This window comes from Leptolyngbya sp. KIOST-1 (assembly GCF_000763385.1).
In the GTDB taxonomy this organism is placed as follows: domain Bacteria; phylum Cyanobacteriota; class Cyanobacteriia; order Phormidesmidales; family Phormidesmidaceae; genus Nodosilinea.
Window position 1 is genome coordinate 1 of the sequence record NZ_JQFA01000004.1, and the last position, 25994, is coordinate 25994.

The window sequence follows — 25994 nt, forward strand, 5'->3', positions numbered from 1 at the left end:
GCCCCCCAGGACTTACGCGGATAACCTGGATCGGGTGCTGGGGTGGCTGCTGGCCCCGCAGACGCGCACGGGGGCGGTGGTGCGGCTGGTGGTGGTGGCCGGGGTGGTGGCGGCGGTGGTGGTGGTGATGGACTGATTCAGCCAGATGGCTGAAAGGGTGGTGGGCGGCTGAGGGGCATTCTCAGGAGGTAATCAGGAGGACGCGCCATGCAGACCCAGGCCCAAGTTGCCGAAGCCCTAAAGCAAATCACCCGGTACACCCACAACCGGCAGACCTCGGCGCGGTTGCTCTATGCGGTGCGCGAGGACAACCGCCACCAGACGCTGCAATGGTGTGTGGAGCGCACGATCGCCCAACTGGTGAGGGACAGGCGATAATGGGGCTGTAGCGAACCCGGCCACCCATGACCACCAGCAATGACCGCCTTGACCGGATAGAAGCCCTGGTAGAGAAGAACAGCGAGACCATTCAGCGCAACAGTGAGGCCATCGATCGGCTCTCCGCTGATATGGGCCAGTTTGCAGAAGAGGTGAAGCGCTGGGACGATCGCTTTTTTCAGCTCTCACGGGACAATTTAATGTTGTCTCGAACCATCATCGTTACGGCGGGAACAGTAGTGATTTTGTCGCCAGTGCTGCAAGCTTTGGCACCGGCAATTGAAACGGTGGTGGCTAAGCTGCTGGGGATGCAGCCATAAAAAACCCCCGGCTGAGAGACCGGGGGTTTTGGCTAAGGAGCCGAGTCGTCATCGTTTAAGCTGTCGCCGTCTGGGACTTTCCCCAGCGTAGATACCCCTTCTCTTGCAAGTGAGTTAGCCGTGCGTAGAAGGAGCGAATATCTTTGATGTTGAGACGCTGCATGATAGCTGCTGTCTTTACCCGTGGGGCAGAGTCTAAAAGCTCTCTGGTAACGCGGTAGGTTTCAGCTTGGCAGCTGGTGCAGTCTGCGAAATCAGGGGCGTCCCCCTTCAGAAACTGAATCCGGATCATAATTCCACCTAGCTAGAGTGGCCACCAGCCCGAAGGCCGGGTTTCGTTATAGTACGTTTCTACTTCGTCTTCTGTCGAGCAGTGAACGTCGTCTTGAGTTTCGACTTTGTGATCAACGTCGCGATCGCCCCAGTCATCCCAGACGGATCGGGGGTCTACGCCCTCTTTGCAGTTGTTGTTTAGGTAATCAGGAGGACGCGCCATGCAGACCCAGGCCCAAGTTGCCGAAGCCCTAAAGCAAATCACCCGGTACACCCACAACCGGCAGACCTCGGCGCGGTTGCTCTATGCGGTGCGCGAGGACAACCGCCACCAGACGCTGCAATGGTGTGTGGAGCGCACGATCGCCCAACTGGTGAGGGACAGGCGATAATGGGGCTGTAGCGAACCCGGCCACCCATGACCACCAGCAATGACCGCCTTGACCGGATAGAAGCCCTGGTAGAGAAGAACAGCGAGACCATTCAGCGCAACAGTGAGGCCATCGATCGGCTCTCCGCTGATATGGGCCAGTTTGCAGAAGAGGTGAAGCGCTGGGACGATCGCTTTTTTCAGCTCTCACGGGACAATTTAATGTTGTCTCGAACCATCATCGTTACGGCGGGAACAGTAGTGATTTTGTCGCCAGTGCTGCAAGCTTTGGCACCGGCAATTGAAACGGTGGTGGCTAAGCTGCTGGGGATGCAGCCATAAAAAACCCCCGGCTGAGAGACCGGGGGTTTTGGCTAAGGAGCCGAGTCGTCATCGTTTAAGCTGTCGCCGTCTGGGACTTTCCCCAGCGTAGATACCCCTTCTCTTGCAAGTGAGTTAGCCGTGCGTAGAAGGAGCGAATATCTTTGATGTTGAGACGCTGCATGATAGCTGCTGTCTTTACCCGTGGGGCAGAGTCTAAAAGCTCTCTGGTAACGCGGTAGGTTTCAGCTTGGCAGCTGGTGCAGTCTGCGAAATCAGGGGCGTCCCCCTTCAGAAACTGAATCCGGATCATAATTCCACCTAGCTAGAGTGGCCACCAGCCCGAAGGCCGGGTTTCGTTATAGTACGTTTCTACTTCGTCTTCTGTCGAGCAGTGAACGTCGTCTTGAGTTTCGACTTTGTGATCAACGTCGCGATCGCCCCAGTCATCCCAGACGGATCGGGGGTCTACGCCCTCTTTGCAGTTGTTGTTTAGGTAATCAGGAGGACGCGCCATGCAGACCCAGGCCCAAGTTGCCGAAGCCCTAAAGCAAATCACCCGGTACACCCACAACCGGCAGACCTCGGCGCGGTTGCTCTATGCGGTGCGCGAGGACAACCGCCACCAGACGCTGCAATGGTGTGTGGAGCGCACGATCGCCCAACTGGTGAGGGACAGGCGATAATGGGGCTGTAGCGAACCCGGCCACCCATGACCACCAGCAATGACCGCCTTGACCGGATAGAAGCCCTGGTAGAGAAGAACAGCGAGACCATTCAGCGCAACAGTGAGGCCATCGATCGGCTCTCCGCTGATATGGGCCAGTTTGCAGAAGAGGTGAAGCGCTGGGACGATCGCTTTTTTCAGCTCTCACGGGACAATTTAATGTTGTCTCGAACCATCATCGTTACGGCGGGAACAGTAGTGATTTTGTCGCCAGTGCTGCAAGCTTTGGCACCGGCAATTGAAACGGTGGTGGCTAAGCTGCTGGGGATGCAGCCATAAAAAACCCCCGGCTGAGAGACCGGGGGTTTTGGCTAAGGAGCCGAGTCGTCATCGTTTAAGCTGTCGCCGTCTGGGACTTTCCCCAGCGTAGATACCCCTTCTCTTGCAAGTGAGTTAGCCGTGCGTAGAAGGAGCGAATATCTTTGATGTTGAGACGCTGCATGATAGCTGCTGTCTTTACCCGTGGGGCAGAGTCTAAAAGCTCTCTGGTAACGCGGTAGGTTTCAGCTTGGCAGCTGGTGCAGTCTGCGAAATCAGGGGCGTCCCCCTTCAGAAACTGAATCCGGATCATAATTCCACCTAGCTAGAGTGGCCACCAGCCCGAAGGCCGGGTTTCGTTATAGTACGTTTCTACTTCGTCTTCTGTCGAGCAGTGAACGTCGTCTTGAGTTTCGACTTTGTGATCAACGTCGCGATCGCCCCAGTCATCCCAGACGGATCGGGGGTCTACGCCCTCTTTGCAGTTGTTGTTTAGGTAATCAGGAGGACGCGCCATGCAGACCCAGGCCCAAGTTGCCGAAGCCCTAAAGCAAATCACCCGGTACACCCACAACCGGCAGACCTCGGCGCGGTTGCTCTATGCGGTGCGCGAGGACAACCGCCACCAGACGCTGCAATGGTGTGTGGAGCGCACGATCGCCCAACTGGTGAGGGACAGGCGATAATGGGGCTGTAGCGAACCCGGCCACCCATGACCACCAGCAATGACCGCCTTGACCGGATAGAAGCCCTGGTAGAGAAGAACAGCGAGACCATTCAGCGCAACAGTGAGGCCATCGATCGGCTCTCCGCTGATATGGGCCAGTTTGCAGAAGAGGTGAAGCGCTGGGACGATCGCTTTTTTCAGCTCTCACGGGACAATTTAATGTTGTCTCGAACCATCATCGTTACGGCGGGAACAGTAGTGATTTTGTCGCCAGTGCTGCAAGCTTTGGCACCGGCAATTGAAACGGTGGTGGCTAAGCTGCTGGGGATGCAGCCATAAAAAACCCCCGGCTGAGAGACCGGGGGTTTTGGCTAAGGAGCCGAGTCGTCATCGTTTAAGCTGTCGCCGTCTGGGACTTTCCCCAGCGTAGATACCCCTTCTCTTGCAAGTGAGTTAGCCGTGCGTAGAAGGAGCGAATATCTTTGATGTTGAGACGCTGCATGATAGCTGCTGTCTTTACCCGTGGGGCAGAGTCTAAAAGCTCTCTGGTAACGCGGTAGGTTTCAGCTTGGCAGCTGGTGCAGTCTGCGAAATCAGGGGCGTCCCCCTTCAGAAACTGAATCCGGATCATAATTCCACCTAGCTAGAGTGGCCACCAGCCCGAAGGCCGGGTTTCGTTATAGTACGTTTCTACTTCGTCTTCTGTCGAGCAGTGAACGTCGTCTTGAGTTTCGACTTTGTGATCAACGTCGCGATCGCCCCAGTCATCCCAGACGGATCGGGGGTCTACGCCCTCTTTGCAGTTGTTGTTTAGGTAATCAGGAGGACGCGCCATGCAGACCCAGGCCCAAGTTGCCGAAGCCCTAAAGCAAATCACCCGGTACACCCACAACCGGCAGACCTCGGCGCGGTTGCTCTATGCGGTGCGCGAGGACAACCGCCACCAGACGCTGCAATGGTGTGTGGAGCGCACGATCGCCCAACTGGTGAGGGACAGGCGATAATGGGGCTGTAGCGAACCCGGCCACCCATGACCACCAGCAATGACCGCCTTGACCGGATAGAAGCCCTGGTAGAGAAGAACAGCGAGACCATTCAGCGCAACAGTGAGGCCATCGATCGGCTCTCCGCTGATATGGGCCAGTTTGCAGAAGAGGTGAAGCGCTGGGACGATCGCTTTTTTCAGCTCTCACGGGACAATTTAATGTTGTCTCGAACCATCATCGTTACGGCGGGAACAGTAGTGATTTTGTCGCCAGTGCTGCAAGCTTTGGCACCGGCAATTGAAACGGTGGTGGCTAAGCTGCTGGGGATGCAGCCATAAAAAACCCCCGGCTGAGAGACCGGGGGTTTTGGCTAAGGAGCCGAGTCGTCATCGTTTAAGCTGTCGCCGTCTGGGACTTTCCCCAGCGTAGATACCCCTTCTCTTGCAAGTGAGTTAGCCGTGCGTAGAAGGAGCGAATATCTTTGATGTTGAGACGCTGCATGATAGCTGCTGTCTTTACCCGTGGGGCAGAGTCTAAAAGCTCTCTGGTAACGCGGTAGGTTTCAGCTTGGCAGCTGGTGCAGTCTGCGAAATCAGGGGCGTCCCCCTTCAGAAACTGAATCCGGATCATAATTCCACCTAGCTAGAGTGGCCACCAGCCCGAAGGCCGGGTTTCGTTATAGTACGTTTCTACTTCGTCTTCTGTCGAGCAGTGAACGTCGTCTTGAGTTTCGACTTTGTGATCAACGTCGCGATCGCCCCAGTCATCCCAGACGGATCGGGGGTCTACGCCCTCTTTGCAGTTGTTGTTTAGGTAATCAGGAGGACGCGCCATGCAGACCCAGGCCCAAGTTGCCGAAGCCCTAAAGCAAATCACCCGGTACACCCACAACCGGCAGACCTCGGCGCGGTTGCTCTATGCGGTGCGCGAGGACAACCGCCACCAGACGCTGCAATGGTGTGTGGAGCGCACGATCGCCCAACTGGTGAGGGACAGGCGATAATGGGGCTGTAGCGAACCCGGCCACCCATGACCACCAGCAATGACCGCCTTGACCGGATAGAAGCCCTGGTAGAGAAGAACAGCGAGACCATTCAGCGCAACAGTGAGGCCATCGATCGGCTCTCCGCTGATATGGGCCAGTTTGCAGAAGAGGTGAAGCGCTGGGACGATCGCTTTTTTCAGCTCTCACGGGACAATTTAATGTTGTCTCGAACCATCATCGTTACGGCGGGAACAGTAGTGATTTTGTCGCCAGTGCTGCAAGCTTTGGCACCGGCAATTGAAACGGTGGTGGCTAAGCTGCTGGGGATGCAGCCATAAAAAACCCCCGGCTGAGAGACCGGGGGTTTTGGCTAAGGAGCCGAGTCGTCATCGTTTAAGCTGTCGCCGTCTGGGACTTTCCCCAGCGTAGATACCCCTTCTCTTGCAAGTGAGTTAGCCGTGCGTAGAAGGAGCGAATATCTTTGATGTTGAGACGCTGCATGATAGCTGCTGTCTTTACCCGTGGGGCAGAGTCTAAAAGCTCTCTGGTAACGCGGTAGGTTTCAGCTTGGCAGCTGGTGCAGTCTGCGAAATCAGGGGCGTCCCCCTTCAGAAACTGAATCCGGATCATAATTCCACCTAGCTAGAGTGGCCACCAGCCCGAAGGCCGGGTTTCGTTATAGTACGTTTCTACTTCGTCTTCTGTCGAGCAGTGAACGTCGTCTTGAGTTTCGACTTTGTGATCAACGTCGCGATCGCCCCAGTCATCCCAGACGGATCGGGGGTCTACGCCCTCTTTGCAGTTGTTGTTTAGGTAATCAGGAGGACGCGCCATGCAGACCCAGGCCCAAGTTGCCGAAGCCCTAAAGCAAATCACCCGGTACACCCACAACCGGCAGACCTCGGCGCGGTTGCTCTATGCGGTGCGCGAGGACAACCGCCACCAGACGCTGCAATGGTGTGTGGAGCGCACGATCGCCCAACTGGTGAGGGACAGGCGATAATGGGGCTGTAGCGAACCCGGCCACCCATGACCACCAGCAATGACCGCCTTGACCGGATAGAAGCCCTGGTAGAGAAGAACAGCGAGACCATTCAGCGCAACAGTGAGGCCATCGATCGGCTCTCCGCTGATATGGGCCAGTTTGCAGAAGAGGTGAAGCGCTGGGACGATCGCTTTTTTCAGCTCTCACGGGACAATTTAATGTTGTCTCGAACCATCATCGTTACGGCGGGAACAGTAGTGATTTTGTCGCCAGTGCTGCAAGCTTTGGCACCGGCAATTGAAACGGTGGTGGCTAAGCTGCTGGGGATGCAGCCATAAAAAACCCCCGGCTGAGAGACCGGGGGTTTTGGCTAAGGAGCCGAGTCGTCATCGTTTAAGCTGTAAAGTGATGTCGATGAACGCGCCCTTGTAGAGTCGTTTAAGTTGTGGCAGTGAAAATATGGAAAAACCAGACATCAGGCCAGTAACGTGCTATCGGCTGGCGGGGAAAAACGGGAAACCCGAGGCAGTGCAGGTGAATATGGCCAACATCTCTTCCTGTCATCGGACAGTCGAAGGGGGTGATTTTTACTATGCGCGACTAATCATGGTCACTGGTGAGTTCTACCTAATCTCTGAAGACGATTATTTTCGCCTTTTCCCTAAGGAGCCACCGGGCGATCGCCCCGCTGCAAACCCGCCTGGTAGATAGCCCAGTAGGTACCCTCATCGATCCACCGCCGATAGACCTTGCAGTGCGTCTCGGGGCTGTGGCCCATCAGCTTTGCCCCAAACTCTGGGCTGTAGCCAAACTCAAGGCACCGCCGCGCAAAGCAGTGGCGCAGATCGTAGGCTTGGCAAAAACCCAGCCGATTGAAGGCCCTCGCGGTCTTTGTCCCCAATTGGGCATTGCTGTACCCTTCGATGTTGGCCAGCGGCGGCATGGTCACGGTGGCCAAATCCCAGCCGGTGGCCCACTCCGGGTAGAGCGGCCACACAAACCGCGCCCCCGTTTTCGTGTCGGCGTGAACCCTCACCGTGGGGAAGTCGGCCAGGTCGGCGGTGTAGGCTTCGTGGGGCCTCAAACCATAGGTTGCCAGCATCCCAAACAGCCACCGCCAACCGGGCTCCGTGATTTTGCCCCGCCAACCGGCGATTTGTTCGTCCGTGGGCAACGAGCGCGGGTCAACCGCCGTCGCGCTGTAGCTGCCCTTGAGCACGGCAACCCCCTCCCCCGGCAGGCCCGCAAATTCTGCCAGCTGGCGATAGGCATTGCAGGCCCGTAGCCGCGCCCTGGTATCCTCGCCGGTGGTTTTCTCGGCGGTCTGCTCCAGCAGGGCCACCGTCAGCGGCGCATCGAGGGCCAGTTTGTTAAAGGGCTGCTGGTAGTCGGTCTGCCAGGTGATCGCCGCGCCCCGCCACCGGCGACGGAACCGCTCGATCCAATCACCCACCGTTTCGGCCCGGGCGCCCCGGTAGGCCCCCCAATCAAATCGCCCTGCCTCAAGGGCCACCCCGATAGCTTTGGCCTGTTCCTCGGCCACAGAGAGGCCCCTGGGGTTGGCCGGTAGCCCCAGGGCGATCCGCTGCTGGTGGGGCGCGTCTTTGGTGCTGCCAGGGGCCGGAGGGAAGGTGCCACGGGCGTAGAGCTTCTGATTGAGCACTTGCAGCCGCACGCGGATCTTAGCGGCCTTCAGCCGCCCGTTAGCCCGGTTCAGTCGCTCAGCAAAATCCATGCCTAAATTTTGCCTAGATTTTGAGGCTCGATTAGCAACGATTAACTACAACTAGCAACAATACACAAACCGTAACAGAGCTGTAACGCCCTGTCTACGGTGTTTCTAGCCCAAAAATGAGCATGAAAACAAAAGGCGACAGGCGGATTCGAACCGCCGAATCGAGGTTTTGCAGACCTAAGTGTTTAGCCCTGAAAGCCTTGCTTGCTATAGCTTTTGGCTTTTAATTATTAATCCTTGCCTAAGATATGGCCTATTATCGCCGGTTTGTCTCGCGCTGGAGGGGGCAAAATTGGAGCAGTGATTTAGGCCAAATATCATGACAGCTTTCACCTCAGCTCAATTACCGACCGGCGCTTTTGCGATAACTACCCTCGAGGAGTTGGTTACTTGGTCTACGGCTGTTTTATCGTTTAACAACTCTACTGATAGTTATACCGAAGCACCTAATACAAATAGGATTTATCGTTATATTCAGCCACAATTAAGAGTGCCAGACGGCGAGTTGATAATAGTAAATCGGGCGATGATCGTTGTTAATGAAACCGCAGCCCAAAATTTGCCGGTTTGGAAACGGGTGCGCGAATTTTCTCAAACAGTAATACCCACCAGCTTTAGATCACCATAATGCCAACCCAATTTGCCGAAGTTATTGACGGTTTAACGGGGCAATGGGTTGTTGGATCGCCTCTGCCCACTGGGGGGCCGATTGCGCCCTATCAAACCGGGGCCGGTGGTGGATACGTTGCGCCAGCTGCCCCGGTGCAGCCCCCCCGTATAGGTAGCCCAACTACCAGACTGGATGCTGCCTTTGATTCGGCCACCTACGTTACCCCCAGCGGGCAACGGGCTTGGATGCCAGACGCGACCGAACGGGCTTTTAATGCCCGATACGGGTTTCCCAGCCCCGTGCCCGCTGGAGCTGTCGATAATTTGGTGCCCTTACCCGCAGCTGCCACCGCTCGAACTGGATCTAGAGTTGCCCAGTCCCTGCCCTATGTGGGGGATGTGGTCGGTGGTGTTGTCGAAGGGGCAGTAGTGTATGGTCGCACCGGATCGCTGACCCATGCGACGTTTGCTGGGGGCGGTGCTGCTATCGGTGGTATTGCCGGGACTACTCTGGGCAGTGCGATCGGGGCCATGGGGGGGCCGGTTGGAGTCGTAGCTGGGGGCATAGTCGGGGGGATTGTTGGTAGCGCGATCGGTTCCTTGTTGGGGCAAGGACTAGCCAATATAATTTCACCGTTGCCATCTGCAAATAAAAATAATGCTCAAATAGCTGGGGTTTTTCCTTATGAAACAATGGGGCAAAGCTCACAGCTTTTTCAAGTCTACTGGCAGTATCGGTATGCTGGTGGAGCTTGGCAAGACAATCAATACGTTGGTATTAGCCAGATTTACCCTTATAGAACTGGATCAAATGGTAGTTCAGTTGGATGCCCTGGTGGCACTAGCAATATTTTTTATGCGCTAAACACACACGGTTTAGCCGCTGGTTGTGGTGCAGAAGTAAGAGATATTAGGATTGCACCCTGGCCAACCGATCCTAACTTTCCTTTGCAAACCATAGTTATTCCTGTAAATTTCGACTCAGTAAATAATCCAAATGCCCCAAAAATACAGCCTCAACCTATTAATCTCCCCGGCCCTACTCCTATCCCAACCCCCCGGCCAACCCCAACCCCAACCCCCTGGCCAACCCCGCTACCAGGGCCAGGGCCAACCCCAACCCCCGGCCCTGACCCTATCCCCTTCCCCGTGCCAGTGCCGGTGCCGGTGCCAACTGGGGACGATAAAAAAGATCCTTACCCCCGGCCAACCCCAACTCCAACCCCAAACCCCCGGCCCAACCCCAACCTAACGGAGCAGCCGGGGCCGGACGATGGTGATTGCGATCCGTGTGCTGAGCTGAAAATAATTAGGGCCAAGTTGGAAGAAACGTTTACCCTCGCTTGGGCGCTGCCGGAGTGTGGAACCGATTTTTCTGTTAGTAGAAACGGTGAAAAGTCAGGCCAGGGTTTAGGAGGGTTAAGTCAAAAAATAGATGGCCTGCATCAAATCTTGAAAGTGTTGCATGACAATACTAGATGCGAGCCACCCCCGCCTATTGCTACTGTGCCAGAGTGGTGGCAGGTGCGGGTAGGAGCGGATCGGCCTCAACTGGTAGTGCTTTATGCGGAGATCAAAAAGGATGGTTCACTAGGGCAGTCTCGATGGCCTCTTACTATTCCTTGGTTTAATGCCTCTCTGAGAAGTGAGCTTAAGCGACGATTGCCCTCTTATAACAAAGGCCAGTGGCAGGGCATGTTAACCCTAAATGACAATTCAAAAATATTGGTCCACGCCAGAACCAAAACAGAGGCAGAGTCAACAATTAATACTCTGGCAAGAATAATTGTTAGCGAACAGCGACCAAAACCAATAGCAATTGTTACAGGAGAAAGGCAGGGCACTGCATTGAAAAAAGTCTCAGTAGTGCCAACTGTGGCTCATTTCTACCCCACGGGGCAAAAAAATATGAAACCCGCCTGGACGGAGAAAATTAGATGAGAAACAAAATTCATCATTTTCGACGTCGGGCCAAAAAACCTCAAGACTGGAGCAATTGGGTAACGCTATTACAGTATAGTGAAAAACATTTCATCAGTATAAGCACGGCTCGACTCAGAATTGTGCGTGGTGAGGTTAGGGCTACTAAATTGAGCGGTCGATGGTATGTGATGGATACCTGATCCGAACTCTTTGGGGCTAAGGCTCGTGATGATAGTTTTGCTTTGCAACCCAATTGCAACGGGCGGTTGGGGCATAGTTTAGGAGACGAGTTCTACTAACAACTATGGCTGATACCGTTAACCTCAACACCGCCACCAGCCTGGAGGGCCAGGTGGTTGAAGCCCTGCGCGAACTGAAGCAGGCCGAAGACGAGTGGATCGCCGAAGGTTTGACCCTCGACCCCCCCGTAGATCGGGAAAACCGGGTCACAGTTTCGGCCAACTTCACCGCCTCTACCATCTCCTTCGATGTGACCATTCCCGTAGAATTTGCTGACAGTGCTAACGGCTATATCATCACTGCCGCGCCCTATCTGCCGTAAATTTCTATCGGCCACGCATTCTTTTTTGGTCAATAAATCAAGGTTTTTTTATGGCAAACAAACGACATTGGGTCCGGCTGGGCGGTGCGGTGGGTGACATTGGAGAGCTGAAGTTTGGCTTCCAAGCACCGGACTACGCCTACGACGGCATTAAGGACGAGCTAGGGGTACGCGAGATCAGCGACAATAACTCTGCCAAGGGCGTAGGGTTTGGGATTAACTACCCCAAGCCTCCCCGCGTTCGGCTTTCAGGCATTCGCAACAAGCGCCAGGTGTCAGCCGTGCGCTATTGTGACCCTGACAAGATTGGCCGGGTTTTGGGCGGCTCTATGGCCGATCAGGAAGTTAAGACCCGTGGCGGGAAGATTAAAATCAATACCGCTAACATGGCCTCATAGCTATGGATCTACTACTCCCGGGTGACCCAAATTTTAGAGCATGGATGGCCATCCCCCCGCCGGATGGCGACTACGCCTATGTTGTGCGACCTGGGGGTAGTCCCCTTATGGAGTCGGTCACACCTGATGAACTTGAAGAATACTTATTGTCGGGTGAATACGATGAAAGGCTAGAGGAAATTGAGGAAGAAGATGCCGATTTAGAATCAGTGGTTGAGATAGAGCAGCCCCGTTCCAGCATCCTTTATTTGCCTACGGCAATTTCTTTTTAGATGGACGTTCGATGGGCACGTTTTCACTCAATTACTTATAGACAAAAACGGGATTCAGTTCTTATTCCTGTTGTGCTGGCGGCAGAGTGGGTAAGGATTGAAATTGAAGTTTTTACTCCGCCCCGGCCTCCAAACTGGTACCGAGCTGGTTGGTTAAACCAGGTTTACCGAGTGGAGGGCAAGCCCCATTTGCTGCCGGGGGTGGTAGTGCCCCTGGCCCCTTCTATTTTTCGGTTTTCGGCAGACTATACCTACCGGCTGCGCTTTGAGCCGGTACATTATCTGCCCTCCTGCAAGGTGACGTTTTATCGGTCGGTGTAATGAGCGTTCAGAGTATTTTGGTGGCCGTGGCCCTGGCGGTGGTGTTGATGGCGGCGGCCTCGTCGATGGGGGGCAAGAAAGACCCCGACAAATTCCCTGGGCGTAGACAGGGGGGAGGGAGCCACGCTGCAAAAGACCCTACAGAGCAGGTGGACCCCGACGGCGATGCCTCCTAAGCTCTGCCTCTACTTTGGCGACGACTTTGCCGATACGGCCTGGGCGGGGCAGGTCTATCAGTTGGAAGCCCCCACCGACAGCCACGGGCATGGGGAGCGCGGGGAGTGGTTGGTGGGGCGGCATCCGGCCTCTGATCTCACCATTGCTCTACGCAACGTCAGCCGCCGCCACTGCGTTATCAGCTACAGCTACAGCGCCGATCGCTGGTCTGTGACCGACCTGGGCAGCACCGGGGGGACTACGGTGTCTGGCCAGGTGCTCACCCCTGGGGACCCGGCCCCGCTGCGCGTGGGCGATCGCCTGTGGCTTGGCCCAAACCTGGTGAATATTGTGGAGGACGAGGGCGACACGATCGGGGAGGATGGCCCCGCCACCGTGGCCGATGTGGTGCCCCTGGACCACCGCCCCCACCAGCCGCCCCCGCCGCCCCCGCCGCCCCCGCCGCCGCCCCCGCCGCCCCCCAGGACTTACGCGGATAACCTGGATCGGGTGCTGGGGTGGCTGCTGGCCCCGCAGACGCGCACGGGGGCGGTGGTGCGGCTGGTGGTGGTGGCCGGGGTGGTGGCGGCGGTGGTGGTGGTGATGGACTGATTCAGCCAGATGGCTGAAAGGGTGGTGGGCGGCTGAGGGGCATTCTCAGGAGGTAATCAGGAGGACGCGCCATGCAGACCCAGGCCCAAGTTGCCGAAGCCCTAAAGCAAATCACCCGGTACACCCACAACCGGCAGACCTCGGCGCGGTTGCTCTATGCGGTGCGCGAGGACAACCGCCACCAGACGCTGCAATGGTGTGTGGAGCGCACGATCGCCCAACTGGTGAGGGACAGGCGATAATGGGGCTGTAGCGAACCCGGCCACCCATGACCACCAGCAATGACCGCCTTGACCGGATAGAAGCCCTGGTAGAGAAGAACAGCGAGACCATTCAGCGCAACAGTGAGGCCATCGATCGGCTCTCCGCTGATATGGGCCAGTTTGCAGAAGAGGTGAAGCGCTGGGACGATCGCTTTTTTCAGCTCTCACGGGACAATTTAATGTTGTCTCGAACCATCATCGTTACGGCGGGAACAGTAGTGATTTTGTCGCCAGTGCTGCAAGCTTTGGCACCGGCAATTGAAACGGTGGTGGCTAAGCTGCTGGGGATGCAGCCATAAAAAACCCCCGGCTGAGAGACCGGGGGTTTTGGCTAAGGAGCCGAGTCGTCATCGTTTAAGCTGTCGCCGTCTGGGACTTTCCCCAGCGTAGATACCCCTTCTCTTGCAAGTGAGTTAGCCGTGCGTAGAAGGAGCGAATATCTTTGATGTTGAGACGCTGCATGATAGCTGCTGTCTTTACCCGTGGGGCAGAGTCTAAAAGCTCTCTGGTAACGCGGTAGGTTTCAGCTTGGCAGCTGGTGCAGTCTGCGAAATCAGGGGCGTCCCCCTTCAGAAACTGAATCCGGATCATAATTCCACCTAGCTAGAGTGGCCACCAGCCCGAAGGCCGGGTTTCGTTATAGTACGTTTCTACTTCGTCTTCTGTCGAGCAGTGAACGTCGTCTTGAGTTTCGACTTTGTGATCAACGTCGCGATCGCCCCAGTCATCCCAGACGGATCGGGGGTCTACGCCCTCTTTGCAGTTGTTGTTTAGGTAGTCGCGCTCGTCGTCGTCGGTGGTATCGTCGTGCGTCCAAAAAGGCCAGGGCATTACCTTCTCTCCTCATAGTGGTAGCCAACGGCCAGGGGGCCGTTGTAGCGGATCACAAGCCACCGGCCACCGGGGGCCTGGTAGTAGTCGAACTGGCCGCTAAAGTGCAGCGGGAAGCCGATCAGGGTGATCATGGCCTCGCGGTCCTGGGGCCAGGCCAGGTACTCGACGGTCAGCGCCTCCTCCTGGGTCACGCTGCCGTCGAGGCCGAAGGGGTGGCCGCCGTGGGGGGAGAACTCCCCCGGCAGAGAGCCATACTCCGGTGCCCAGGCGGCATCTACGCAGCTGGTAGGCACCGTGGAGAGCAGCAGCAGGCCACCCAGCAGGGTGGGGCTGGTGAACCCGTGGACCTGGGCCATTAGGTCGGGTTTGTAGCGCATTTAGTCCGCCTCCCTCACCACGTGGGGGAAGCCCAGGTCGTCGCTCTGCATGATGTAGCGGCCTTTGTCGGTGTCCACGACAACGTGATCCGCGTCGTCGTCGACCTCGACAACTTCAGCCCGGTCTGAGCCGGTTTCTTGCCTGGCCGCGTGCTCGAAGCTGAGGCGGTCGTAGTCTTCAAAGGGTCTATCTTTTGGGTCAGTCATTGGTGGGTACCTCGATAAATTTCAACTCTTTAACTAGGGCCTGGGCCAGCTCGATCGCCCGCATGGCGATCGCGGTGTTGTTCCAGTCGGGATGGGCAGCAATGAGCGCGGGCAGGGCAGCTAAAGCCGCTTTGTGCAGTAAACGCTCGTTGTAGCTGCGCCACCTGGGCTCTTCAGGCGGCATCGGGTTCGCCCTCCCAGACGAGCTGGAAGCGGTTGCGGGGCATGATGCGGCGTAGGGTTGCTATCTGGGCTTCGCCCATAGCTCTATCGCCACACGCGCCGACGGGCACCCACCGGTGGCCCCGGAGCATGTAGATCTGCCAGGGCTTGCATGGGCGCACGGATTCGGCCCCCGGCGTGGGGGTGTTGCAATTGGGTAGCATTGAGTTGTTCCTGTTACTAGATGGACAGTGGACAGGCGCGGGGGTGTGGCTTGCAGGCTACCCCCGCGTTTTTAGGTTTAGCTCACCTGGTGATTGAGATCATCGGGCAAGTCTTCAAGTGAGTAGCCAAAACGGCTTAGCTCACGCATCAACTTTTTAAACTGCCCCGCCGTAAACATGGGCGTTCCTATCCCACGTTCCCAGCGGCTAACTGTGCTCACAGCAATGCCAAGCCAGGACGCGAAGTCCTGCTGAGACATTTCGAGAAGTTCACGAATTGTTTTCAACGGGGGAACCCCCTCGACATTCAACGGGGACGGATCTACCATAGCTCATGTACTAGGCAAATTGACTAGTGCTTTAGATCAACTTTTCAAGCTGATCTTTCCCACTAGGCAGTTCGCTTAGCTCCGATAAACAACGATGGGGGCTGGTTAGATTGGCGTCTTCAGCTCCCATCGCATTATCTCAACAACACGTGTAATCCCCGTGAATCAGCCGATTTCGGACAAAACTTGAGCACAAAAAAACGGCGATCGCGCTCTAGGGTGCGATCGCCGTTGTCGTTTAACCCAGGAGTCTACATGCAACTAGAGCTTGGCCTGATAGAGCCAGACCAGCAGCGCCTGTGGGTTTACGGGCTGGTTAAAGGCCCCCGCCCCATTGCGCTAGATACCGCCTCTCCCATTGGCCGACCAGACGACAGGGGCATGACTTGGGCCAGCTCCTGTATGGGAGAGGTCATCCCAGGGCACTGGGATTTAGTCGGCCAACTGCTGGCCCGTTCATAAAAAGCGGCGATCGCCCCTGAGTGAGCGATCGCCGTCGTCGTTATTGAGAAGACTTTATGGAACCCCTTCCAAAACATCCCCTCGGCCAGAGGCTATGTGAGCTGTTCAGCTACCGCTGGAACTGGCTCGAAGCTTCGTTAGAAGATAGCGCCACAAACACTAAATGGTCAACCAACTCGAAATACCCCATCAAGCCTAGAAGCCTTTGGGTACGGTATCAGGATGCCTCTCAGGTCATCGGTGTGCGGTTTGGCTCAACCACTAAATATGGCCTGGTCGACATCGATGCGCACTCCCCCTACATTGACCAGCTCGACCTGGTGCGAGAGGCCCTAGAAACCATCGGCATCGTCAGGACGATCACCCTCCGCAGCAGCTGGAGCGGCGGCGTCCACATCTACTGCCCCCTCCCCAAAGCCTACGCCACATTCTCGGTGGCCTGTGCCCTCACCATGGCCCTTGAGGCCCAGGGCATCCACATCGCCGGGGGCCAGTGCGAAGTCTTTCCCAACATGAAGGCCTACACCAAATTCTGGCTTGGCGAGTTCAGCAACTACAACGGGCACCGGCTGCCCCTGCAACCCGCCACCGGCAGCTGCATCCTTACCGACGACGGCCAGCCCATGAACGGAGCCTACGACCTGGCCCGGTTCTTCGCCCTATGGGATAACGCCCTACTGCACCAAGACCGCGACGCATTCGAGCAGGCCCTGGTGGTGGCCCGCCGCAACCGCCGCCGTCGGCAGCGTGCCACCGGCCCTGTCGAAACGTGGCGCAACGACCTGGAGCTGGTGATAGCCGAGGGGTGGACAGGTGCAGGGCAGACCAACCAGCTGCTGAAAGAGTTTGCCTGCTATGGCCGTGTCTTCGAGGGGCTCAGTGGCGTTGAGCTGGCCGAGTACGTCGAGCGCATCGCCACCTCGCGGCCCGGTTACGAGCGCTGGTGCAGCCACCAGCACGAGATATGGCGCAGGGCCTGCGTCTGGGCCAGAGCCGCCGAGAACTATTACTGGCCCCTGGGCAGTGAGCCACTAAGAGAGCGGCGATCGCTGGTGGCCGTCGCCCAGGAGCGCGCCAACGATGCCAGGGCACGAATAGCTGAGGCGATCCGCTCAGTGCGCTTTGCTGGCCTCAGCATCCGCGAGTTGGTCAGCAGCCTGTGCAGCTATGCCCGGTGCAGCGCCACCACGCTCTACAAAAACCGCGATCTGTGGCATCCAGACCAGGCCCCAGGAGATGATCCACCTGCACAACCTGTAACAGCCCAGCCAGAGGGCGATGCAGCCTCTATGGGCGCTATCTTGGCGCAGATCAGGGAAAGCCTCGAAAGTGCTGATTTAGCGTCTGTTACAGGTTTATGGGGGGAGAATGAAACGTGTAGCCTGGATTCCTCCGATTTAAAAAACTTATCTCCGGGGGGGAAAGAGGGGGGTGCAGGGGGGAGAGAGGGGTTATCAACAGGGGGCAGCTATGCGTGAGCGCCCCATCCTCCGCCAAAATCGCGGCCCTCAGCAGGCGACGGCCAACCCCACCGCCACCGGCGGCGAATACCTGGGCGATTTGATAGTCCAGGCCGATGTCCTCCGGCTTGAGCTGGGCTACCAGCGCTGGGCTGATCTAAAGCCCCTGTGCGATGGCAACGACCCCAGGACACTAAATCGGCGGGGCCTGGTGTGGCTGATCGGGCAGCTGGGACTTCAAAAGCGGCAGCGACAGCTAACCATCTTCGATGTGTTGGAGGGCCAGGGCGATGACTAAACCCTCCCCCTGGTTGAGCACCGCCGCCGCCTGCCAGCGCCTGGGCGTGAGCCGGTGGGTGCTGGCCACCGCCCGCCAGAACGGCGAACTGAAGAAAGGCCATCACTGGAAGGTGAAAAATCCCACCGCCGCCCGGCTCACCTATCTGTGGCACGTTGAGCGGCTGGAAAAGTGGCAAAGTGATGTCGATGAACGCGCCCTTGTAGAGTCGTTTAAGTTGTGGCAGTGAAAATATGGAAAAACCAGACATCAGGCCAGTAACGTGCTATCGGCTGGCGGGGAAAAACGGGAAACCCGAGGCAGTGCAGGTGAATATGGCCAACATCTCTTCCTGTCATCGGACAGTCGAAGGGGGTGATTTTTACTATGCGCGACTAATCATGGTCACTGGTGAGTTCTACCTAATCTCTGAAGACGATTATTTTCGCCTTTTCCCTAAGGAGCCACCGGGCGATCGCCCCGCTGCAAACCCGCCTGGTAGATAGCCCAGTAGGTACCCTCATCGATCCACCGCCGATAGACCTTGCAGTGCGTCTCGGGGCTGTGGCCCATCAGCTTTGCCCCAAACTCTGGGCTGTAGCCAAACTCAAGGCACCGCCGCGCAAAGCAGTGGCGCAGATCGTAGGCTTGGCAAAAACCCAGCCGATTGAAGGCCCTCGCGGTCTTTGTCCCCAATTGGGCATTGCTGTACCCTTCGATGTTGGCCAGCGGCGGCATGGTCACGGTGGCCAAATCCCAGCCGGTGGCCCACTCCGGGTAGAGCGGCCACACAAACCGCGCCCCCGTTTTCGTGTCGGCGTGAACCCTCACCGTGGGGAAGTCGGCCAGGTCGGCGGTGTAGGCTTCGTGGGGCCTCAAACCATAGGTTGCCAGCATCCCAAACAGCCACCGCCAACCGGGCTCCGTGATTTTGCCCCGCCAACCGGCGATTTGTTCGTCCGTGGGCAACGAGCGCGGGTCAACCGCCGTCGCGCTGTAGCTGCCCTTGAGCACGGCAACCCCCTCCCCCGGCAGGCCCGCAAATTCTGCCAGCTGGCGATAGGCATTGCAGGCCCGTAGCCGCGCCCTGGTATCCTCGCCGGTGGTTTTCTCGGCGGTCTGCTCCAGCAGGGCCACCGTCAGCGGCGCATCGAGGGCCAGTTTGTTAAAGGGCTGCTGGTAGTCGGTCTGCCAGGTGATCGCCGCGCCCCGCCACCGGCGACGGAACCGCTCGATCCAATCACCCACCGTTTCGGCCCGGGCGCCCCGGTAGGCCCCCCAATCAAATCGCCCTGCCTCAAGGGCCACCCCGATAGCTTTGGCCTGTTCCTCGGCCACAGAGAGGCCCCTGGGGTTGGCCGGTAGCCCCAGGGCGATCCGCTGCTGGTGGGGCGCGTCTTTGGTGCTGCCAGGGGCCGGAGGGAAGGTGCCACGGGCGTAGAGCTTCTGATTGAGCACTTGCAGCCGCACGCGGATCTTAGCGGCCTTCAGCCGCCCGTTAGCCCGGTTCAGTCGCTCAGCAAAATCCATGCCTAAATTTTGCCTAGATTTTGAGGCTCGATTAGCAACGATTAACTACAACTAGCAACAATACACAAACCGTAACAGAGCTGTAACGCCCTGTCTACGGTGTTTCTAGCCCAAAAATGAGCATGAAAACAAAGGCGACAGGCGGATTCGAACCGCCGAATCGAGGTTTTGCAGACCTCTGCCTTACCACTTGGCTATGTCGCCACCTTATCAGCTACTGAGTATAGCAAACTAAGGCGGGCAATCTAGCGATCGCCCTGGGAGACCTGCGGCAAATCTAGCTTGGTCTGGGGTTGGCGAAACCGGTAGATATCCTCCAGCGCTGTCACCCAGCCCTGGGTCAACGACTCCAGCAGGCGATCGCCCTTGGCCGCTGTCGCCACCGTTGGGTCGCCCAGCACCCCGCTAGCGCTTAGGTCCCGCGTCACCCAGGCAAAGGGCAGCGCCCCCTCCATCGTCAGCCAGCTATCGGTGGGCAATCCCTGGGGAAACTCAGTCTGGGCCTGGTCCATCCGCACCTGCTCCGGCAGGATCGACAGCATCAGGCTGGTTTCTGCATCCCCGGCATGGATGCCCAATTCCAGTTCTTTCTCGGTGAGCACCTCCCCGGCGCAGTTGGGCACCGCCCACACAAACAGCGGAAACACCATCAGATCAGGGTGGGCCAGGTGCAGGTCGCGGGCGGCGATCTCCAGCACCTGAGGTTGGCCGCCGTGGGCATTGAGCAGCACCAGCTTGCGAAATCCGGCCCGGTAGATGCTCTCTGCCACATCGTGCAGCACCCGCAGCAACGTCTCCGCCGAGAGGGTAATGGTGCCCGGAAAGTGCCAGTGCTCGTTCGACTTGCCGTAGTAGAGGGGCGGTAAGCTGTAAACCGGAACTGCCAGGTCGAGCCGATCGAGGGCGCGACCTAAAACCGTGGTGCAGATGGCACTATCCACGGCCAGGGGCAGGTGGGGGCCGTGCTGCTCAATCGCCCCCATCGGTTGCACGATCACAACATTTTCGCGATCGGGCATGGCTTCGATCTCGGTCCAGGTCAGGTAGGGAAAGTAGCGATGGGCTGGCAGGGGGCTGTGCATAGGGTGTGCAAAATTAAGAGCAACTCAGATGTTAGGGTTCTTTGACAGGTCGGCTTGACAGTTCCGGAGCTAACGGTAACAATGAATACAGAAACAAATCGTTCATCTCTCTACGAGAGACGGAAGTAGAGCTCCAGCTCGAAGGAACGCGCCTCTGTTTATACACCTTCACTCATTTAAGGAGAGGCGAAAGATGTCCTTGAAATATCGCGGCGTTGATTACGAACCGGCTACCCCTCAGGTAGCTATTTCTGAAGAAGTTATTGGCCGCTATCGCGGTGCGGTGGCTACTCGCCACGTGGCGAAGCAGGCTAAAGCCGCTCATCCCCAAGGTCTGAAGTACCGCGGGGCCGTGGTTCGCTAGCTCAAGTTTGCCCGGTTAGGCTAAGTGCTGGCTCCAGCGGTGATTTTTGCGCCGCTGGAGCCAGCGCTTTTTTAAGGGTAGTCACTACCAATCCCTGAATTTTTATTTTACTAAAGCACCTCGGCGGGGTGTTTTTTGTGCGATAGGCTTGGACTATATCAAATAGTACCGATCGCGTCGTCCAGGTGAATTTTTGACTATTTTCGCGTATCTGCTGGGGCTGGCTACGGGGGTGCTGCTGCTAGTTTGGCAGCGCGGGCGGCAGCGTTACCGCGAGCAGCGGCTGCTCGGTACGCTGAAGGCAACCGACTGGCCTACGGCCCTGGGCCAGGTTGAGCAGATGGTGCAAACTCAACCCCAGCAGCAGCGGCAGCTGCGATCGCTGGGCACTAGCCGCGACACCCTGGAGCGCATTTTGCAGACGGCTCCCATCGGCTATCTCCAGGTCGATGAAGAAAATCAGCTGATCTGGTGCAATGAGCAGGCCAACCGACTGCTGAAGATGAACCAACCCCTGGCCGGGCCGGTGCGGCGACGGCGGCTGCTGCTCGAAGTAGCCCGCTCCTACGAGCTGGATGCGCTAATTGAGGAAACGCGTGAAAAGCAAACCTGCTGTCAGCGCGAATGGATGCTCTACCAAATTTCACCCGACCCCCTGCATCCCAAGGAGGAGCCAACCTATCCACTGCGGGGATATGCCCTGCCCCTGGAGGGCGGCGAAGTGGGAGTCTTTTTGGAGAACCGCCAGGAGGCCGCCCTACTGGTGCAGCAGCGCGATCGCTGGACCTCCGACGTCGCCCACGAGCTCAAAACCCCCCTCACCTCAATTCGGCTGGTGGCTGAAACCCTCCAGCCCCGAGTCGACGACGGCCAGCGGCGCTGGCTCGATCGCCTGATCAACGAGACCATTCGGCTCAGCAACCTGGTGGAAGACCTGCTCAACCTCAGTCGGCTCCAGGGCGACCAGTTTCGGGGGCTCACCCTGGAGCCAGTCGATCTGCCCCAGCTGGTGCAGCGGGCCTGGGTGAGCCTGGAGCCTCTGGCCCAGGTCAAAGGGCTTACCCTCACCTACGAAGGTCCCTCCCGCTACCTGGTTAATCTCGACGAAACCCTGTTTCATCGGGTGCTGCTCAACCTGATCGACAACGCCATCAAGCACAGCCCCAGCCAAGCGACGATTTTGGTCCGGTTAAACCTGCCTCCGCAGCCGGTCAGGGATGGCGATGGCGAGGCCGACGCCATAACCCTGGAGGTGCTGGATATGGGGTCGGGCTTTAGCGCCAAAGACTTGCCCTACATTTTCGATCGCTTTTACCGCGCTGATCCCTCCCGCAGTCGCAGCGATCCCCTGGTCGATCTCCCCCCCATGGATCCGGTCGTGGCTACTGAGCTCAGTCGGGGAACCGGCCTGGGCCTGGCCATCGTCAGCCAAATTGTCGAAGCCCACAACGGCACGATTACTGCGGCTAACCACCCCGAGTTGGGGGGTGGTTGGCTACAGCTACAGCTGCCGGTCACAGCCCTAGTTGAATAATTAGATCGCGTAAAAAAATTGCAGAAAATTCATATGGGCAGCGATAGCCTTGATTTGAGCTAACTGAGAGTTTATACTCAGCCTCCCCAATAGCTGCCATACTGGTTAAGTTGATAGCGTCATCTAGGCGGGGTTCTTTGCCCCACGCGTTTCCCATGGCAGAGCGGCTGCAAAAAATTCTGTCTCAGTATGGTTTGGCCTCGCGGCGACAGGCCGAACAGATGATCGAATCTGGGCAGGTGCGGGTCAATGGGGAAGTGGCCTACCTCGGGCAGCGGGCCGATCCCAACTGCGATCGCATCGAGATTAACCGGCAACCCCTCCAGCCCCACCACCGCCCTACCCAGCACTACCTGCTGCTGCACAAACCCCTGGGTATGGTGTCCACCTGCGCCGATCCCCAGGGTCGCCCAACGGTTCTGGACGTGCTCCCATCGGAGCTTCACAGTGCCGGAATGCACCCGGTCGGTCGCCTGGACGTCTACACCACCGGAGCGCTGCTGCTCACCAACGACGGCGACTTCACGTTTCGGCTCACCCACCCCCGCCACGACATTACCAAAACCTATCGGGTGCGGGTGGAGGGGCAGATGTCCCCAGAGGCCCTGGAGGCCTGGCGGCAGGGCATTCTGCTGGACAACCGCCCCACTCGGCCAGCCCGTGTGGAGGTGACTGCCCAGGGGCGAAACCATACCCAGCTGGAGGTCGTACTGCAGGAAGGCCGCAACCGGCAAATCCGTCGAGTCGTCCAGGCCCTGGGCTACCGGGTGCTAGACTTACATCGCACCGCCGTCGGCTCTGTCCGGTTGGGTAACCTCAACGTGGGAACCCACAGGGCTTTATCATCTGCCGAAATTGAGGCATTATTAGCAGAGTCACCGGTTCAATCAGCTCCTCCTGCTAAGCTGTCTCCACCATCAGTAAGCCATTCACCGTCTTGAGCTAGATTTTCCCTGTATGAAGACAAAAGAGTTGGTTGATCCTAATGCTGTTTACCGAGAGCAGCTTTTTGAGCTGGGTGCTCTACTGCGGTCTGCACGGCAGCAGCAGGGCAAAACTCTGGAAGCCCTGGCTGAAAAGACCCTGATTCGGGCCAGCTTAATGGCCGCGATCGAACAAGGTGATCTGGAGGCACTGCCGGAGCCTGTCTACATTCGCGGCCTGATTCGCCGCTACGGCGACGCCCTTCAGCTCGACGGCGAAACCCTGGCCAGTCAATTTTTTGCGCCGCCGCGCATCCAGCGGCGCTCCTGGAAAGAGACGCCAGCAGCCCAGCTGCGTCCCCTGCACCTCTACGGGGCTTACTTCATGCTGCTGGTTGCGGCCATCAGCGGGCTTTCCTACGTGCTGCGGCAAACTGCCCCGGAGGTCACCGTGCTGCCGCCGCTAAATCCGCTCGATGGCACGACGACCCAGCCCGCTCCCTCAGCCGGCTCCGATAGCCTCCCTGCCACTGCCGCCCCCGCCCCAGCGGAGCCCCAGTCCCCCATCCAGGTCAGAATGACCCTGACAGCGCAGTCCTGGCTCCGGATCACCTCCGATGGCAAGACCGAGTTCGAGGGCATCCTGCAGCCGGGCGATACCCGCATGTGGACGGCGGATGAGGCCCTCACCATTCGGGCCGGCAATGCCGGTGGCGTGATGGTCAGCTACAACGATCGCCAGGCCGAAGCCCTGGGCCAGCCGGGGATGGTGCGAGAAATCACCTTTTCCCCCGCTGAGGCCATCAGCCTAGCCTGGTAAGGAGCAGCTGTTTCGAGCAGGATTCGGGACTAGCCGGGTTGGGCGATCGCCCCGTCCTCGGCCTCGGTGCGCTGCAAATCCAAAATAAATGGCACATCGCTGCCCGAACCCACCACCAGCACCCTGGGCACCTGGGCTCCGCCATCTTTCCAGGCTTCGATCGCCTCTTTTTGCAGCACCAGCGCCCCGCCCTTGGCTTTGAGGGTTTCGGCAATTAGCCGCTGGGCTTCGGCCCGCCCCTTAGCCCGGTTAATTTCGGCCTGGGCCTCTTGCTCGGCCTCCTGGGCAATGTAGACCGCCCGTCGGGCGCGCTGCTCAGCAATTTGCTTGTCCTCTACCGCCTTGGCAAACTCCGTCGAGAAGGTCAGATCCACCACGCTGGTGTCGAGCACCACAATGCCGTACTTATCCAGGCGGGAGGTGAGAGCATCGTCAAAGTCCTGCTTGAGTTCAGCCCGCTGGGTAATCGCTTCTTCGACGGTGCGGCGAGCGGCGGCAATCTTAAACGACTCCTGGGTCTGGGGGGCCACAATTTTAGACACCAGGTTTTCCAGGGTGCCCTGGGTGCGGCGAATGTTGACCACCTCGTTGGGGTCAAGGCGGAAGTTGATCGCAAAACGGCCTGAGAGGTCCTGCAGGTCTTTGGTTGAGCTTTGGGCTGGCACCTCAAACTTCTGAACCGTGACGTCGTAAACATCTACGGTCGAGACCAGGGGGGGTTTCAGGTGAATACCCTCCAGCAGAGCCCCATCCTGGGATTTACCCAGGATACTGAGCACGCCGGCCTGGCCGGGATTGATGATGACAAAGCTGCTGGTTACCAGGGCCAGCCCAACGATGGCGAGAAAACTCAGCACCACAGGCGACCAGTTCAAAGTCGAAGATTTCAACGGTAGTTCCTAAATACGCGGCCCTTCTACGGTATCGGCTATTGAGCGAAGCGGCGAGGTTCTTCAGCAAGGCTTTGGATCAGGCGATCGCATCACGCTGGCCGTAGCGCTTAGGACCCCGATCTGGGGCCACGGTTGAAAACAAAAGCAGCACCACGGCGTACAGCCACCGCTTCAAGGGTAACGAGCAAGTCCGCTTCCCTGGCGATAGCGATGTCCGGTTGCCCATATGCTAGTACTGGCTAGCAGAAATAGAGCACCCCTTGCTGGGGGTGTCAGGTGTCAGGTGTCAGGAACAGTTGACTGACTTCTGCCGCAGAGTACTAGTCTGGCAGGCCCGTCACCTGGCCTGCCCCCGCCACCACTTCCCCAATGCAGTAGGCCTCGACCTGGTGCTGGGCCAGCCAGGCCAGCGCCTGATCGACATCGTTGGCCGGCACCACCAGGGCAAACCCAATTCCCATGTTAAAAGTGTGGTAGCGATCGGCTTCGGGCACCTGACCTGCCTGTACCAGCCAGTCAAAGACCGGTGGCACAGGCCAGCTACCAAGATCAAGATGAATGCTCTGCTCTGGCCCCAGGCAGCGGGGCAGGTTCTCGGGCAGACCACCGCCGGTAATATGGGCCATGCCGTGGATAGCCAATCCCTGCCGCCGTGCTTGCAGGACAGGGTTGACATAGATGCGGGTAGGGGTGAGCAAGACCTCGGCCAGGCTCAGGTCACCGAGCGCAGGGACAACCTCATCCCAGCCATAGCCCTGCTGCTCTGGATTCGAAGCATCGAGACGCTGGCCCTCGGCGACCACCTTGCGCACCAGGCTAAAACCATTGCTGTGTACGCCGCTGCTGGCCAGACCCAGGACGCGATCGCCCACCTGAACCTGACTGCCGTCTAGAATTTGCGACTTTTCGACCACCCCAACGCAAAACCCCGCCAGGTCATACTCACCGGGACCGTAAAAACCAGGCATCTCCGCCGTTTCTCCCCCCAGCAGGGCACAGCCAGCCTGGCGGCACCCGGCCACAATCCCTTCCACCACCTCGGCCAGGGCAGCGGGCTCTAGCTTACCGGTGGCCAAATAGTCTAGAAAAAACAGCGGTTCCGCCCCACTGGTGAGAATGTCGTTGACGCACATCGCCACCAGGTCAATGCCAACCGTGCTGTGGCGCTGGGTCACCTGGGCGATTTTGAGTTTGGTGCCCACCCCATCTGTGCCCGATACCAGCACGGGTTCCCGGTAGCCCGTCGGCAGCTCGCAGAGGCCGCTGAACCCACCCAATCCACCCAGCACTTCGGGGCGGCGGGTGCTCTCTACCAGGCTGCGAATGCGCTGTACGAAACCTCGCCCTGCCTCTACGTCCACACCGGCATCCCGATAATCCATGGGGGTTTAAACG

At 58.1% G+C, this 25994-nt stretch carries 45 protein-coding genes, 1 tRNA gene and 1 riboswitch; of the genes, 33 read left to right on the plus strand and 13 right to left on the minus strand.

What is annotated here, in order from left to right:
* The first annotated feature begins 207 nt into the window (after positions 1-207).
* The 14 genes from NF78_RS31250 to NF78_RS17065 all read left to right on the plus strand — a co-directional run bounded on the left by NF78_RS31250 (position 208) and on the right by NF78_RS17065 (position 6608).
* On the plus strand, positions 208-378 hold the full coding sequence (locus tag NF78_RS31250) for a hypothetical protein (protein ID WP_156119852.1): 171 nt from the start codon (positions 208-210) through the stop codon (positions 376-378).
* A 26-nt stretch (positions 379-404) separates the two neighbouring features.
* Positions 405-698: a hypothetical protein gene (locus NF78_RS17005; protein WP_035990222.1), complete on the plus strand. Its 294-nt coding sequence runs from the start codon at positions 405-407 to the stop codon at positions 696-698.
* Between the two features lie 494 nt (positions 699-1192).
* Complete coding sequence (locus NF78_RS31255) at positions 1193-1363, plus strand: hypothetical protein (protein ID WP_156119852.1); 171 nt, start codon at positions 1193-1195, stop codon at positions 1361-1363.
* Positions 1364-1389: 26 nt separating this feature from the next.
* The gene (locus NF78_RS17015) at positions 1390-1683 is read left to right on the plus strand and encodes a hypothetical protein (protein ID WP_035990222.1); all 294 of its coding nucleotides are present in this window, start codon (positions 1390-1392) and stop codon (positions 1681-1683) included.
* 494 nt (positions 1684-2177) lie between these two features.
* Positions 2178-2348 carry a hypothetical protein gene (locus NF78_RS31260; RefSeq protein WP_156119852.1) on the plus strand — a complete coding sequence of 57 codons (171 nt, stop codon included), beginning with the start codon at positions 2178-2180 and terminating at the stop codon, positions 2346-2348.
* A gap of 26 nt (positions 2349-2374) precedes the next feature.
* Positions 2375-2668, plus strand: a complete 294-nt coding sequence (locus tag NF78_RS17025; protein ID WP_035990222.1) for a hypothetical protein — start codon at positions 2375-2377, stop codon at positions 2666-2668.
* A 494-nt stretch (positions 2669-3162) separates the two neighbouring features.
* The gene (locus NF78_RS31265; RefSeq protein WP_156119852.1) at positions 3163-3333 is read left to right on the plus strand and encodes a hypothetical protein; all 171 of its coding nucleotides are present in this window, start codon (positions 3163-3165) and stop codon (positions 3331-3333) included.
* Positions 3334-3359: 26 nt separating this feature from the next.
* Positions 3360-3653 (plus strand): hypothetical protein, encoded by a 294-nt coding sequence (locus NF78_RS17035; RefSeq protein WP_035990222.1) that lies wholly within the window; start codon positions 3360-3362, stop codon positions 3651-3653.
* A gap of 494 nt (positions 3654-4147) precedes the next feature.
* On the plus strand, positions 4148-4318 hold the full coding sequence (locus NF78_RS31270; protein WP_156119852.1) for a hypothetical protein: 171 nt from the start codon (positions 4148-4150) through the stop codon (positions 4316-4318).
* A 26-nt stretch (positions 4319-4344) separates the two neighbouring features.
* Positions 4345-4638 carry a hypothetical protein gene (locus tag NF78_RS17045; RefSeq protein ID WP_035990222.1) on the plus strand — a complete coding sequence of 98 codons (294 nt, stop codon included), beginning with the start codon at positions 4345-4347 and terminating at the stop codon, positions 4636-4638.
* Positions 4639-5132: 494 nt separating this feature from the next.
* Positions 5133-5303 (plus strand): hypothetical protein, encoded by a 171-nt coding sequence (locus NF78_RS31275; RefSeq protein ID WP_156119852.1) that lies wholly within the window; start codon positions 5133-5135, stop codon positions 5301-5303.
* A gap of 26 nt (positions 5304-5329) precedes the next feature.
* Positions 5330-5623 carry a hypothetical protein gene (locus tag NF78_RS17055; RefSeq protein ID WP_035990222.1) on the plus strand — a complete coding sequence of 98 codons (294 nt, stop codon included), beginning with the start codon at positions 5330-5332 and terminating at the stop codon, positions 5621-5623.
* 494 nt (positions 5624-6117) lie between these two features.
* Positions 6118-6288, plus strand: coding sequence for a hypothetical protein (locus tag NF78_RS31280; RefSeq protein ID WP_156119852.1), 171 nt, complete (start codon positions 6118-6120; stop codon positions 6286-6288).
* A gap of 26 nt (positions 6289-6314) precedes the next feature.
* The gene (locus NF78_RS17065; protein WP_035990222.1) at positions 6315-6608 is read left to right on the plus strand and encodes a hypothetical protein; all 294 of its coding nucleotides are present in this window, start codon (positions 6315-6317) and stop codon (positions 6606-6608) included.
* A 323-nt stretch (positions 6609-6931) separates the two neighbouring features.
* On the opposite strand, the gene NF78_RS17070 is transcribed toward NF78_RS17065, so the two are convergent.
* Positions 6932-8005, minus strand: a complete 1074-nt coding sequence (locus NF78_RS17070; protein ID WP_035990225.1) for a hypothetical protein — start codon at positions 8003-8005, stop codon at positions 6932-6934.
* 319 nt (positions 8006-8324) lie between these two features.
* On the opposite strand from NF78_RS17070, the gene NF78_RS31285 reads away from it, so the two are divergent.
* A complete protein-coding gene (locus NF78_RS31285; RefSeq protein WP_156119853.1) occupies positions 8325-8633 on the plus strand; it encodes a hypothetical protein in 309 nt (102 codons plus the stop codon).
* A gap of 314 nt (positions 8634-8947) precedes the next feature.
* Here NF78_RS31285 and NF78_RS17075 read toward each other — a convergent pair whose 3' ends face one another.
* Positions 8948-9226 carry a hypothetical protein gene (locus NF78_RS17075; protein ID WP_035990226.1) on the minus strand — a complete coding sequence of 93 codons (279 nt, stop codon included), beginning with the start codon at positions 9224-9226 and terminating at the stop codon, positions 8948-8950.
* A gap of 73 nt (positions 9227-9299) precedes the next feature.
* On the opposite strand from NF78_RS17075, the gene NF78_RS17080 reads away from it, so the two are divergent.
* The 10 genes from NF78_RS17080 (at position 9300) to NF78_RS17105 (ending at position 13420) form a co-directional block, all read left to right on the plus strand.
* The gene (locus NF78_RS17080) at positions 9300-9479 is read left to right on the plus strand and encodes a hypothetical protein (RefSeq protein WP_035990229.1); all 180 of its coding nucleotides are present in this window, start codon (positions 9300-9302) and stop codon (positions 9477-9479) included.
* 455 nt (positions 9480-9934) lie between these two features.
* The gene (locus tag NF78_RS31290) at positions 9935-10555 is read left to right on the plus strand and encodes a hypothetical protein (protein ID WP_156119854.1); all 621 of its coding nucleotides are present in this window, start codon (positions 9935-9937) and stop codon (positions 10553-10555) included.
* 286 nt (positions 10556-10841) lie between these two features.
* Positions 10842-11099, plus strand: coding sequence for a hypothetical protein (locus NF78_RS17085; protein WP_035990230.1), 258 nt, complete (start codon positions 10842-10844; stop codon positions 11097-11099).
* 50 nt (positions 11100-11149) lie between these two features.
* On the plus strand, positions 11150-11497 hold the full coding sequence (locus NF78_RS17090) for a hypothetical protein (protein WP_156119855.1): 348 nt from the start codon (positions 11150-11152) through the stop codon (positions 11495-11497).
* 107 nt (positions 11498-11604) lie between these two features.
* The gene (locus NF78_RS32500; RefSeq protein ID WP_225885359.1) at positions 11605-11769 is read left to right on the plus strand and encodes a hypothetical protein; all 165 of its coding nucleotides are present in this window, start codon (positions 11605-11607) and stop codon (positions 11767-11769) included.
* A gap of 171 nt (positions 11770-11940) precedes the next feature.
* Positions 11941-12090, plus strand: coding sequence for a hypothetical protein (locus tag NF78_RS31295; RefSeq protein WP_156119856.1), 150 nt, complete (start codon positions 11941-11943; stop codon positions 12088-12090).
* Complete coding sequence (locus tag NF78_RS31300) at positions 12090-12266, plus strand: hypothetical protein (RefSeq protein WP_156119857.1); 177 nt, start codon at positions 12090-12092, stop codon at positions 12264-12266. Before NF78_RS31295 ends, NF78_RS31300 begins: the two co-directional genes overlap by 1 nt.
* Complete coding sequence (locus NF78_RS28385) at positions 12256-12858, plus strand: FHA domain-containing protein (RefSeq protein WP_052050687.1); 603 nt, start codon at positions 12256-12258, stop codon at positions 12856-12858. Before NF78_RS31300 ends, NF78_RS28385 begins: the two co-directional genes overlap by 11 nt.
* A gap of 71 nt (positions 12859-12929) precedes the next feature.
* A complete protein-coding gene (locus NF78_RS31305) occupies positions 12930-13100 on the plus strand; it encodes a hypothetical protein (RefSeq protein ID WP_156119852.1) in 171 nt (56 codons plus the stop codon).
* Between the two features lie 26 nt (positions 13101-13126).
* Positions 13127-13420 (plus strand): hypothetical protein, encoded by a 294-nt coding sequence (locus NF78_RS17105; RefSeq protein ID WP_035990222.1) that lies wholly within the window; start codon positions 13127-13129, stop codon positions 13418-13420.
* A 304-nt stretch (positions 13421-13724) separates the two neighbouring features.
* On the opposite strand, the gene NF78_RS17115 is transcribed toward NF78_RS17105, so the two are convergent.
* The 6 genes from NF78_RS17115 to NF78_RS17135 all read right to left on the minus strand — a co-directional run bounded on the left by NF78_RS17115 (position 13725) and on the right by NF78_RS17135 (position 15254).
* A complete protein-coding gene (locus NF78_RS17115) occupies positions 13725-13952 on the minus strand; it encodes a hypothetical protein (protein ID WP_035990236.1) in 228 nt (75 codons plus the stop codon).
* Positions 13952-14332: a hypothetical protein gene (locus tag NF78_RS17120; protein WP_035990238.1), complete on the minus strand. Its 381-nt coding sequence runs from the start codon at positions 14330-14332 to the stop codon at positions 13952-13954. The genes NF78_RS17115 and NF78_RS17120 overlap by 1 nt, the downstream gene beginning before the upstream one ends.
* Positions 14333-14539, minus strand: a complete 207-nt coding sequence (locus NF78_RS17125) for a hypothetical protein (protein ID WP_035990240.1) — start codon at positions 14537-14539, stop codon at positions 14333-14335. It lies immediately after the preceding gene.
* Positions 14532-14723, minus strand: coding sequence for a hypothetical protein (locus NF78_RS17130; RefSeq protein WP_035990241.1), 192 nt, complete (start codon positions 14721-14723; stop codon positions 14532-14534). The genes NF78_RS17125 and NF78_RS17130 overlap by 8 nt, the downstream gene beginning before the upstream one ends.
* Complete coding sequence (locus tag NF78_RS31310) at positions 14713-14925, minus strand: hypothetical protein (protein ID WP_156119858.1); 213 nt, start codon at positions 14923-14925, stop codon at positions 14713-14715. The genes NF78_RS17130 and NF78_RS31310 overlap by 11 nt, the downstream gene beginning before the upstream one ends.
* Before the next feature lie 77 nt (positions 14926-15002).
* Positions 15003-15254, minus strand: coding sequence for a helix-turn-helix domain-containing protein (locus tag NF78_RS17135; RefSeq protein WP_035990245.1), 252 nt, complete (start codon positions 15252-15254; stop codon positions 15003-15005).
* Between the two features lie 255 nt (positions 15255-15509).
* On the opposite strand from NF78_RS17135, the gene NF78_RS17140 reads away from it, so the two are divergent.
* From NF78_RS17140 to NF78_RS17155, 4 genes are all read left to right on the plus strand, one after another.
* Entirely contained in the window at positions 15510-15716 is a 207-nt protein-coding gene (locus tag NF78_RS17140) for a hypothetical protein (RefSeq protein ID WP_035990248.1), read from the plus strand.
* 242 nt (positions 15717-15958) lie between these two features.
* Positions 15959-17194, plus strand: a complete 1236-nt coding sequence (locus NF78_RS17145; protein WP_035990250.1) for a hypothetical protein — start codon at positions 15959-15961, stop codon at positions 17192-17194.
* Positions 17187-17474: a hypothetical protein gene (locus NF78_RS17150; protein WP_035990253.1), complete on the plus strand. Its 288-nt coding sequence runs from the start codon at positions 17187-17189 to the stop codon at positions 17472-17474. Before NF78_RS17145 ends, NF78_RS17150 begins: the two co-directional genes overlap by 8 nt.
* Positions 17467-17703: a hypothetical protein gene (locus NF78_RS17155; RefSeq protein WP_035990256.1), complete on the plus strand. Its 237-nt coding sequence runs from the start codon at positions 17467-17469 to the stop codon at positions 17701-17703. The genes NF78_RS17150 and NF78_RS17155 overlap by 8 nt, the downstream gene beginning before the upstream one ends.
* Positions 17704-17909: 206 nt before the next feature.
* Here the strand turns inward: NF78_RS17155 and NF78_RS17160 are convergent, their stop codons facing one another.
* The 3 genes from NF78_RS17160 to NF78_RS17170 form a co-directional block, all read right to left on the minus strand.
* Positions 17910-18983, minus strand: a complete 1074-nt coding sequence (locus NF78_RS17160) for a hypothetical protein (protein ID WP_035990225.1) — start codon at positions 18981-18983, stop codon at positions 17910-17912.
* A 132-nt stretch (positions 18984-19115) separates the two neighbouring features.
* Positions 19116-19187 (minus strand) — tRNA-Cys (locus NF78_RS17165).
* Between the two features lie 41 nt (positions 19188-19228).
* Complete coding sequence (locus NF78_RS17170) at positions 19229-20065, minus strand: creatininase family protein (RefSeq protein ID WP_035990257.1); 837 nt, start codon at positions 20063-20065, stop codon at positions 19229-19231.
* Between the two features lie 97 nt (positions 20066-20162).
* Positions 20163-20218, plus strand: a riboswitch (Glutamine riboswitch).
* 40 nt (positions 20219-20258) lie between these two features.
* On the opposite strand from NF78_RS17170, the gene NF78_RS29690 reads away from it, so the two are divergent.
* The 4 genes from NF78_RS29690 to NF78_RS17185 all read left to right on the plus strand — a co-directional run bounded on the left by NF78_RS29690 (position 20259) and on the right by NF78_RS17185 (position 23706).
* Entirely contained in the window at positions 20259-20429 is a 171-nt protein-coding gene (locus NF78_RS29690; protein ID WP_081972739.1) for a DUF4278 domain-containing protein, read from the plus strand.
* 193 nt (positions 20430-20622) lie between these two features.
* Positions 20623-21963 (plus strand): PAS domain-containing sensor histidine kinase, encoded by a 1341-nt coding sequence (locus NF78_RS17175; protein WP_035990260.1) that lies wholly within the window; start codon positions 20623-20625, stop codon positions 21961-21963.
* Positions 21964-22118: 155 nt separating this feature from the next.
* The gene (locus NF78_RS17180; RefSeq protein ID WP_035990263.1) at positions 22119-22904 is read left to right on the plus strand and encodes a pseudouridine synthase; all 786 of its coding nucleotides are present in this window, start codon (positions 22119-22121) and stop codon (positions 22902-22904) included.
* Between the two features lie 31 nt (positions 22905-22935).
* Entirely contained in the window at positions 22936-23706 is a 771-nt protein-coding gene (locus NF78_RS17185) for a helix-turn-helix domain-containing protein (RefSeq protein WP_225885360.1), read from the plus strand.
* A 29-nt stretch (positions 23707-23735) separates the two neighbouring features.
* On the opposite strand, the gene NF78_RS17190 is transcribed toward NF78_RS17185, so the two are convergent.
* On the minus strand, positions 23736-24596 hold the full coding sequence (locus NF78_RS17190; protein WP_035990266.1) for a prohibitin family protein: 861 nt from the start codon (positions 24594-24596) through the stop codon (positions 23736-23738).
* A 323-nt stretch (positions 24597-24919) separates the two neighbouring features.
* On the minus strand, positions 24920-25981 hold the full coding sequence (purM, locus tag NF78_RS17195; protein WP_035990268.1) for a phosphoribosylformylglycinamidine cyclo-ligase: 1062 nt from the start codon (positions 25979-25981) through the stop codon (positions 24920-24922).
* Positions 25982-25994: the final 13 nt, after the last annotated feature.